Raw genomic sequence first — 8,586 nt, 5'->3', positions numbered from 1 at the left:
GGGGGGCGGGGGGGGGGGGGGCCCCCGGGGGGGGGCCGGGGGGGCCCCCCCGTCGCCCACCGGTTCCTGCTGGTGGCCCACCTCGATCTCGGCGGCGCGGATCTCCATGACACCGCGCGGCGTCGTGATTCGGCGGGACGCCGGCCTGTTCGGTTACGAGCGGGCGCTGTACCGGTGCGGGCTCGGCCCGGTCGCGGGGGTGGACGAAGCCGGTCGCGGAGCCTGCGCTGGCCCGCTCGTCGTGGCGGCCGTGGTGCTGCCGTCCGAGGCGCGACGACGCCTGCCCGGCCTGGCGGATTCGAAGCTGTTGTCCGAACCGGTCCGAGAGAGGCTCTACGACGACGTCCTGGCTGTCGCCGACGACTGGTCGACGGTGGTGATTCCCGCTGATGAGATCGACGGGGTCGGCGTGCACGTGGCCAACATCACCGGCATGCGCCGGGCAGTGGCCCGGCTCACCCGGCGGCCGGGGTATGTCCTCACCGACGGCTTTCCGGTCGCTGGCCTGGGTACGGAGTCGCTGGCGGTGATGAAGGGGGATCGGGTCGCTGCGTGTGTCGCGGCCGCCTCGATCGTGGCGAAGGTGACGAGGGACCGGATTATGCGTGCGTTGCACACGCGCTATGCCGAGTACGATTTCGCGCAGCACAAGGGATACGTCACCGCGGCCCACGCGGCGGCGCTGACGCGGTACGGACCGTGTGACGAACACCGGAAGTCGTACGTGAACGTGGCCGCGCATGCGGTGCCGACGAGGGAAGCCCGATCATCGCGGCTGGAGGACAGGGTGCCTGCCATCAGCCTGCACGGCGTCACGGAGACCGCATGAGCGCGGAAGACCTCGAAAAGTACGAGACCGAGATGGAGCTGCAGCTCTACCGCGAGTACCGGGACGTGGTGGGGCTGTTCTCGTACGTCATCGAGACGGAGCGTCGGTTTTACCTCGCGAACGAGTACCAGATCGAGGTCCGCAACAGTGCCGACGGTGAGGTTTTCTTCGAGCTGACACTGCGCGACGCCTGGGTGTGGGACATGTTCCGTCCTGCCCGATTTGTGAAGAATGTGCGGGTTGTGACGTTCAAGGACATCAACGTGGAAGAGCTGACCAAGGCGGAGCTCTGAATCGCTGCACCTCCCAGGTCTACCCCAGTCGCCGGACTGGTCGCCGATCCGGCCGCCCCGCCTGTGGACAGTGCGCTGCTTTCCACATGTTGACCTTCGATCTGGTCGAAGCCACCTGATCCGCGGACGCTGATGACCGCCGGCGGGCGCGTGTCCCCCGGCGGACGGGAGCGGCGCGATGGCGGCGAAGGACGAACTGGGCAGATTCGGCGAGGAGGTCGCGTGCCAGCACCTGGCTGCTGGCGGCGCGGTGCTCCTCGACCGCAACTGGCGGTGTCGGGACGGTGAGCTCGACGTCGTCGTCCGCGACGGCCAGACGCTTGTGTTCTGCGAGGTCAAGACCAGATCTGGAACCCGTTACGGGTCCGGGGCCGAGGCCGTGGTGGGCCGTAAGGCCGCTCGGATTCGCCGACTGGCAGCTAGGTGGCTCGCCGAGCACCCCCACGAACCCTCGCCGGTGCGCTTCGACGTGGTGCTGGTGTCCCGTCAGCCGACGGGGCCGGTTCGGGTGGAGCACCTGCGGGGTGCGTTCTGATGCCGCTTGCCCGCTCCCGGGCGGTGGCCGTGCTGGGCGTCGAGGGCCATCTCGTCGAGGTGGAGGCGGACCTCGCCATCGGCATACCCCGCCTGACGCTCATCGGCCTGCCGGACGCCTCGCTGCACGAGGCGCGTGACCGCATCCGCGCGGCGGTGGTCAACTCCGGCGAGGACTGGCCGAACCATCGCATCACCGTCGGACTGTTCCCCGCGACGCTGCCGAAGGCCGGCAGTGGATTTGATCTGGCGATGGCGGTTGCCGTCCTCGGGGCGGCCGCGGTCGTGCCCAGCGCATCACTGCTGAGCAGAGTCTTCATCGGGGAGCTTGCTCTCGACGGGCGGGTGCGGGAGGTCCGCGGCGTGCTGCCCGCTGTGCTGCGGGCGGCGGCGGCTGGCATCGAACGAGTCGTCGTGCCCGCCGCCAACGCCGCCGAGGCCGCGCTGGTGCCGGGCACGCGGATCGAACCGGTCGCGACCCTGGCCGGTGTGCTTGCCCTGCTGCGCGGAGAGCAGGCGCCGGACGTACCGGTGCCGCCACCGGCCCGACCGGCAGCCGACGACGGCACGCCGGGAGATCTGGCTGACGTCGCCGGCCAGAGCAGGGGTCGTCTCGCCATCGAGGTCGCCGCCGCCGGAGGCCACCATCTCTACATGCAGGGACCGCCCGGCAGCGGGAAGACCATGCTCGCCGAACGGCTGCCCGGCCTGCTGCCCGCGCTGAACCGCGAGGCGTCGTTGGAGGTCACTGCGGTTCACTCGGTGGCAGGAGTGCTGCCAGCGGACTGTCCGATGGTGACCCGGCCGCCGTTCCGCAACCCCCATCACAGCGCCACCCCGGCCGCGCTGATCGGTTCGGGTTCCGCCGTGGTCCGCCCAGGCTTGGCCAGCCAGGCACATCGGGGGATTCTCCTGCTGGACGAGGCCCCGGAATTTTCCCGGCTGGCTCTCGACGCGCTGCGCCAGCCGCTGGAAAGCGGAGCGATCGAGGTCGCCCGGGCCCGCGTCATCGCTCGCTTTCCCGCGCGGTTCCAACTGGTTCTCGCGGCGAACCCGTGTCCCTGTTCGAAGGCCCGCGGTCCACGCGCGACGGGATGTGAGTGCCCGAGCCTCGTTCGGCGCCGCTACCTGGCCCGCCTGTCCGGCCCGCTGCTGGACCGGATCGACATCCAGGTTGCCCTGAGCGCACCCAGCCGCGCCGAACTCAGGGCTGACGTCGACCGCTGCGAGTCCTCGACAGCGGTCGCCACCCGGGTGGCGCGGGCTCGTCGGCTCGCCAGCGCCCGGCTCGCCGGAACGCCCTGGCGCGCCAACGCGGAAGTGCCCGGACCCGCGCTGCGTCGTCAGTGGCCGCTGCCCGCCAGGGCCACGGCACTCGCGGAGCGGGCCTTCGAACGGGGGATGCTGACGGCCCGCGGGCTCGATCGCGTTCTCCGGCTGGCCTGGACCCTTGCCGATCTCGCGGACCTGCCGGCGCCCGGTCCGGATCAGTTCGGGATTGCGCTGGAGCTGCGGTTGCCGGGGTGGGCCGCGTGAACGGGGGAGCCGATCGGCTGGGTTCGACCGGTCCCGATCCACACCGGCGGCAGCTGCCCGGCGAGGACGGACGGCTTGAACCCGACGCCAGGACCGAGCCGGCCCAGCCTGGTCGTGAGCCGAGCCAGGGCGGTGCTGACGAGGGAGTCCGATTCGCGAGCGCGCCCCTCGGAGCCGGTGCCCGGGACACGGACGCGCACCGGCTCGCCAGGGTTGCGTTGGCCCGTGCCTTCGGGCCCGAGCACCAGCGGATCGCCATCGAGGTCGGGCGGCGCGGTGCCGCGGCGGTGTGGGACGAGGTGCGCCAGGACCATCCTGGCGTCGACCCCCGTCGCGACCTGGACGCGGCCTCGCACGCCGGCGCCCGGCTGCTGTGCCCGGAGGATCCGGAATGGCCGGTCGAGCTCGACGCGCTGGACCACGTCCGTGCCGAGGGCGGCGCCGCCGCGGTCGGCGCGCCGCTGTGCCTGTGGGTCCGGGGCGCTGCCGACCTGCGTGACGTGGCGGCCCGCTCGGTCGCGGTGGTGGGCTGTCGGGCTGCGACGAGCTACGGTCTGCACCAGGCTGGCGAGATCGCCTTCGCGATGACGGAACAGGGCTGGGCGATCGTGTCGGGGGCCGCCTTCGGTATCGACGCGGCGGCGCACCGGGGCGCATTGGCCGCCGGCGGGCCGACTGTTGCCGTCCTGGCCGGCGGGGTGGACGTGGCGTACCCGGCGGCGCATGTCGATCTGCTGGCGGAGATCGCGCGGGCTGGTGCCCTCGTCAGCGAGGTGGCCCCGGGCACGCCTCCTTATCGCCGTCGGTTCCTGACCCGGAATCGGGTGATCGCCGCGTTGTCCCGCGGCACGGTGATCGTCGAGGCGGGGCTGCGTAGCGGCGCCCTCAACACGGTCGCGCACGCCCGCCGGCTCGGCCGGCAGGTCATGGCGGTTCCCGGACCGGTGACCAGCGCGATGAGCGCCGGTTGCCATCGGCTCCTGCGCGACTTCCGGGAGCAGACCGTGTTGGTGACCAGCGCCGACGACATCTGCGAGGAGATCGCCGGGATGGGGTCGTTTGCTCCCCGGCCGCTGTGCGGCGGAGTCCGCGACAGCCTGTCCGCGGTCGTCCGGGAGCTACTCGACGCGATGCCGCCGCGGGGAGCTGTCGGCGTCGCCATGCTGGCCCGCGAACTGTCGCTGCGCCCGGAGGAGGTGCTGGCGATGCTGGGCCCGCTCGTGGTGGAGGGACTCGTCGAGAGTGTTCCCGCCGGTTACCGGCTCACCGCGCTCGGCCGAGCCCCGTCCAACTCCGCAACTCGAGGCAGGCCGGCCTGAAGGACGGTTCCGGTCGCGGGCGGCTGGTCCGAAGCCGGTTGGCCGGTTGCGGACCAGCCGCCGTTGCGGCCTTGACGCCGGTGACCCCTGGGACGACGGTCCACTCATGGCCTCCTACGGTGGGATCGGTTCCGGGCGGACGGCTGCTGGCCCAGCGGAGCGGCCTGCGGACGACCTCTCGGTCCGACCGCGGGCAGGCGCGGGCGCGGGGGCCGGGCCGCGGGCGCGGCCCGGTGCGGCACCGCGCTCCGGAGACGTGCCTCGGGGGCCGGAGGCGGCAGTGGGCAGCGATGCCGACGAACCAGCTGACGCTGGCAGGGCGCCAGGCTGGGCTGAGGCCATCACCGGATTCCGGCGTTACCTCGTCGCGGAGCTGAACCGATCGCCGGAGACGGTCCGCGCCTACTCGGCCGATCTCGCCGGCCTGCGCGGCCATGCGTCGCGGGCGGGCTGTCCCGATCTTGCCGACCTGGACCTCACCATCCTTCGGAGCTGGCTGGCGACCATGCGGGTGGCGGGCGCCGCTCCGGCGACACTGGCGCGGCGGGCCTCGCTGGCACGGGTGTTCTCCGCTTTTGCCGCGCGCCGGGGGTACCTGGCCTCGGACGTCGCCGCCCGCCTGGTTGGCGGGCGCGCGCGACGCCAGGTGCCGCAGATCCTCAGTGTCGAGGCCGCTCGAGAGCTGTTGCAGGTGGGGCCCGGGCTGGCCGGCCGAACAGCGGCGCCGGTCGGCCGGGCCGCAGCCGACCCCGGTGGGGCCCCGGCGGGGCGGACCGCCCGGCGCGATCGCGAGGTCGCCGTACGGGACGCACTCAGGCTGCGTGACGCGGCAGTGCTGGAGTTGCTGTACGGCAGCGGCATCCGGGTGTCCGAGCTGTGCGGGCTGGATCTCGGCGACGTCGACGACGACCGGCGGTTGTTGCGCGTGCACGGCAAGGGCGGGCGGGAGCGGAGCGTCCCCTTCGGCGTGCCCGCTGCGGCGGCGCTCCGCGGTTGGCGGGCCTCGTCGGGGCGCCCGATGCTGGCGACGCCGAGCGCGGGCGCGGCCCTGCTGGTCGGCCAGCGCGGCGGGCGTCTGGATGCGCGTGCGGTGCGGCGGATTCTCGAGCGCTGCGCGGCGGCTGGCGTCGTGCCTGCTGGGCTCACTCCGCACGGGCTGCGCCATTCCGCGGCGACCCACATGCTCGAAGGCGGCGCCGATCTGCGGTCGGTCCAGGAGTTCCTCGGGCACGCAAGCCTTGCGACCACGCAGATCTACACGCACGTGACGCCGGAACGCCTGCGAGCCGCCTTCGAGCAGGCCCATCCGCGGGCCTAGCCGGGTCGGCGTGGAGCGCCAGCTCAGCGGCCACTCACCGGAAGCAGGCGTGGCCGCACTCGCCGGAAGGAGGCCAGCGGGTCGAGGTACTGCGTTCCGCGAAGAAGACCCCAGTGCAGGCAGGCCGTGCCTGGGCACCCGGGGTGGCCGGGGGCGAGCAGACCTATTTGATCTCCGGCTTGCACCAGGTCGCCCACCCGGACGGTGGGTAGCAGAGGTTCGTACGTCGTGCGGACGGCACCGTGGCTGACTGCCACCACCTCGCGGCCCGCCACCGGACCGGCGTAGCTCACGATGCCGTCCGCGGCAGCTCGGATCGGGGTTCCGGGCGGGGCGGGAAGATCGATACCGCGATGGCCGGCGCCGAACTGGGTCGCCGGGCGTTCAAAACCGCGCGAGACCGCCGCCTGGCCGGTCAGTGGCCAGCGCAGCACTGGTCTGCCGTCGGCTGTCGTTCTCGTGGAGAAGGTGCCGGGCGGCGGCGCGGGGGGGGGGGGGGGGGGGGGCGCGGGGGGCCCGGGGGGGGGGGGGCCCCCGCGCCGGGGGGGGGGGGGGGGGGGGCGGGGCCGGCGGCCGGGGATCCCCGGGCCGGGTGGCACGCGGTCCGGGGAGGCGGAGAGTGGTCTGTGGGGGCGGCGGAAGCGGGCTCGCGCTGCGCGCTCCCCTTGACGCTGCCGGCACTGCTCTGGACGGCGTCGACGTCGGCGTCGCGACGGCCCCAGAACGGGCAGGGGGCGTGGGCGTCGGCGCGCGTGGCGGTGGGGTGCTCGGTGCGGTATCGGCGGACACGCCGCGTGGCATGGCGGTGGGGCTCGGAACCTCCCCGAGATACGGCACTGCGCGGATCGGATCGGCAGTCGTGGACACGGCGTCACCGCGGGCGGCCGACTCGACCCGCAGGGAGACGGGCGAGATCTGCCGCGCGCCTGATCCGTGGGCCGAGGCGATGGACATCGCGCCGTCCGCGCGTGGGTTGACGGGGAATCGGGTCGGCCAGCCCAGCGCGATCAGCAGCGCCAGCGCTGGAATCACGAACCAGAGCGGGTCGGTACGGGGCAGTCGGGGCACGGCGGTGCTGACCTCCGGGGTCGGGGGAGGTGCGGCGGCCGGGCGCGGTCCGGGGGGTGGTCCCGGCCGCCGCTTGAACGGCCCGCGAGAGCGGCGGGTCGGTCGAGATCCACGGTGCGCTGTTTCGTCGTTGTTGGGTAGCGAGGACTTTCTGCTTGTGGATAACTTCCTTTCGGTGTGTGTCCCCGTGTTGCCTCAGACCAGGCGTTTCCGGTTCGGACCGGGTTGCTGGCGTGGGCGCGGCGTCGCTCTCGATCGCGGCTGAGGTCGCGCTCGTCCGGCGGAGATCGTCGAGGTGTTGGCGCGAACCGGTTCATCCGGGGCGAACTTCGGCCCGGTGTCGGGGTTCGGTGTCCGCAGGGTGGAACGGGTCTCTGCTGGTTGCCGCCGGGTTACCGGCTGGGCCGCATGGCTCGGGCGGGTATCATCGCCACAGGGCTCGCGCTGCGAGCTCAGTTCGCACGCCCGCTTCCGCCGGCAGTAGTCAGGCCGCCGGAGGGGTCTCCTCGGTCCGTCGCGCAGCGCCGGCCATGACCACGGGGCGTCAGGGGTGTCCGCCGCGAGGCGGCGCCGTCAGAACCGAGGCGTCCGGCTACAACCGGGCGGAAAGGAGCGACGTGCCATGGCCGTCGTCACCATGAAGCAACTGCTCGAAAGCGGCGTGCACTTCGGGCACCAGACCAAGCGCTGGAACCCGAAGATGAAGCGCTACATCTTCACCGAGCGCAACGGCATTTACATCATCGACCTGCAGCAGACCCTGTCCTACATCGACCGGGCCTACGACTTTGTCAAGGAGACCGTGGCGCACGGCGGGACGGTGCTGTTCATCGGCACGAAGAAGCAGGCTCAGGAGGCCATCGAGGAGCAGGCCGCCCGGGTCGGTATGCCCTACGTCAAGGAGCGCTGGCTCGGCGGCATGCTGACCAACTTCTCGACCGTCTACAAGCGACTCCAGCGGCTCAAGGAGCTCGAGGAGATCGAAGTGACCGGCGGGACCGAGGTTCGCACGAAGAAGGAACAGCTCGTGCTGACCCGGGAGAAGGCGAAGCTGGAGCGGACTCTCGGTGGCATCCGCGACATGAGCCGCGTGCCCAGCGCGGTGTGGGTCGTCGACACGAAGAAGGAGCACATCGCTGTCGGCGAGGCGCGCAAGCTGGGTATCCCGGTCGTGGCGATCCTCGACACCAACTGCGATCCCGACGAGGTCGACTACCCGATTCCCGGCAACGACGACGCGATCCGCAGTGCGGCACTGCTGACCCGGGTGGTCGCTGACGCCGTCGCTGACGGTCTGATGTCCCGTGCCGGCGCCTCCAGCTCCCCCGACGCCAAGCCTGAGCCCGCCTCGGGTGAGGAGCCGCTGGCGGAGTGGGAGCAGGCGGTGCTGCGCGGTGAGGGTGTCGCGGCGGCGGGCGGCGAGCAGCCGGCCGTTGCCGAGTCGGATTCCGCCGAGCCGGCAGCGGCGGTCGAGCCCGCGGCGGCCACCGAGCCGGTTGCCGCCACCGAGCCGGTTGCCGCCACCGAGTCGGTCACCACTGCCGAGTCGGCTTCAATCGCCGATGCGCCTTCTGGCGCCACGGTCGGTTCGGGAGTCTGAACCGCTGGCGCGCCCCGCCCCCCGGGGGGGCGGCGCGCCGGGGGGGGGGGGGGGCGGGCGGGGGGGGGGGGCCCCGGGGGGGGTGGTGG

The 8,586-nt window shown here is 72.8% G+C and carries 8 protein-coding genes; 7 read left to right on the top strand and 1 reads right to left on the bottom strand.

The window, feature by feature from the left end; translation table 11 throughout:
- The first annotated feature begins 106 nt into the window (after window positions 1-106).
- From MXD60_RS24770 to MXD60_RS24745, 6 genes are all read left to right on the top strand, one after another.
- The gene (locus MXD60_RS24770; RefSeq protein ID WP_248821784.1) at window positions 107-829 is read left to right on the top strand and encodes a ribonuclease HII; all 723 of its coding nucleotides are present in this window, start codon (window positions 107-109) and stop codon (window positions 827-829) included.
- On the top strand, window positions 826-1,122 hold the full coding sequence (locus tag MXD60_RS24765) for a DUF2469 domain-containing protein (RefSeq protein ID WP_248821766.1): 297 nt from the start codon (window positions 826-828) through the stop codon (window positions 1,120-1,122). The genes MXD60_RS24770 and MXD60_RS24765 overlap by 4 nt, the downstream gene beginning before the upstream one ends.
- 178 nt (window positions 1,123-1,300) lie before the next feature.
- Entirely contained in the window at window positions 1,301-1,657 is a 357-nt protein-coding gene (locus MXD60_RS24760) for a YraN family protein (protein WP_248821764.1), read from the top strand.
- Complete coding sequence (locus MXD60_RS24755; RefSeq protein WP_248821757.1) at window positions 1,657-3,192, top strand: YifB family Mg chelatase-like AAA ATPase; 1,536 nt, start codon at window positions 1,657-1,659, stop codon at window positions 3,190-3,192. Before MXD60_RS24760 ends, MXD60_RS24755 begins: the two co-directional genes overlap by 1 nt.
- Window positions 3,193-3,410: 218 nt before the next feature.
- The gene (dprA, locus tag MXD60_RS24750; RefSeq protein WP_248821775.1) at window positions 3,411-4,511 is read left to right on the top strand and encodes a DNA-processing protein DprA; all 1,101 of its coding nucleotides are present in this window, start codon (window positions 3,411-3,413) and stop codon (window positions 4,509-4,511) included.
- A gap of 280 nt (window positions 4,512-4,791) precedes the next feature.
- Window positions 4,792-5,829: a tyrosine recombinase XerC gene (locus MXD60_RS24745; protein ID WP_308222594.1), complete on the top strand. Its 1,038-nt coding sequence runs from the start codon at window positions 4,792-4,794 to the stop codon at window positions 5,827-5,829.
- A 23-nt stretch (window positions 5,830-5,852) separates the two neighbouring features.
- Here the strand turns inward: MXD60_RS24745 and MXD60_RS24740 are convergent, their stop codons facing one another.
- Window positions 5,853-6,263, bottom strand: coding sequence for a murein hydrolase activator EnvC family protein (locus tag MXD60_RS24740; RefSeq protein WP_248821773.1), 411 nt, complete (start codon window positions 6,261-6,263; stop codon window positions 5,853-5,855).
- Between the two features lie 1,256 nt (window positions 6,264-7,519).
- Between MXD60_RS24740 and rpsB the strand changes: the two genes are divergently transcribed.
- Window positions 7,520-8,497, top strand: coding sequence for a 30S ribosomal protein S2 (gene rpsB / locus MXD60_RS24735; RefSeq protein ID WP_248821756.1), 978 nt, complete (start codon window positions 7,520-7,522; stop codon window positions 8,495-8,497).
- Window positions 8,498-8,586: the final 89 nt, after the last annotated feature.

Source organism: Frankia sp. AgB32, from assembly GCF_023243045.1.
Lineage (GTDB): Bacteria > Actinomycetota > Actinomycetes > Frankiales > Frankiaceae > Frankia.
This window is presented reverse-complemented; position numbering and strand designations above follow the sequence as displayed.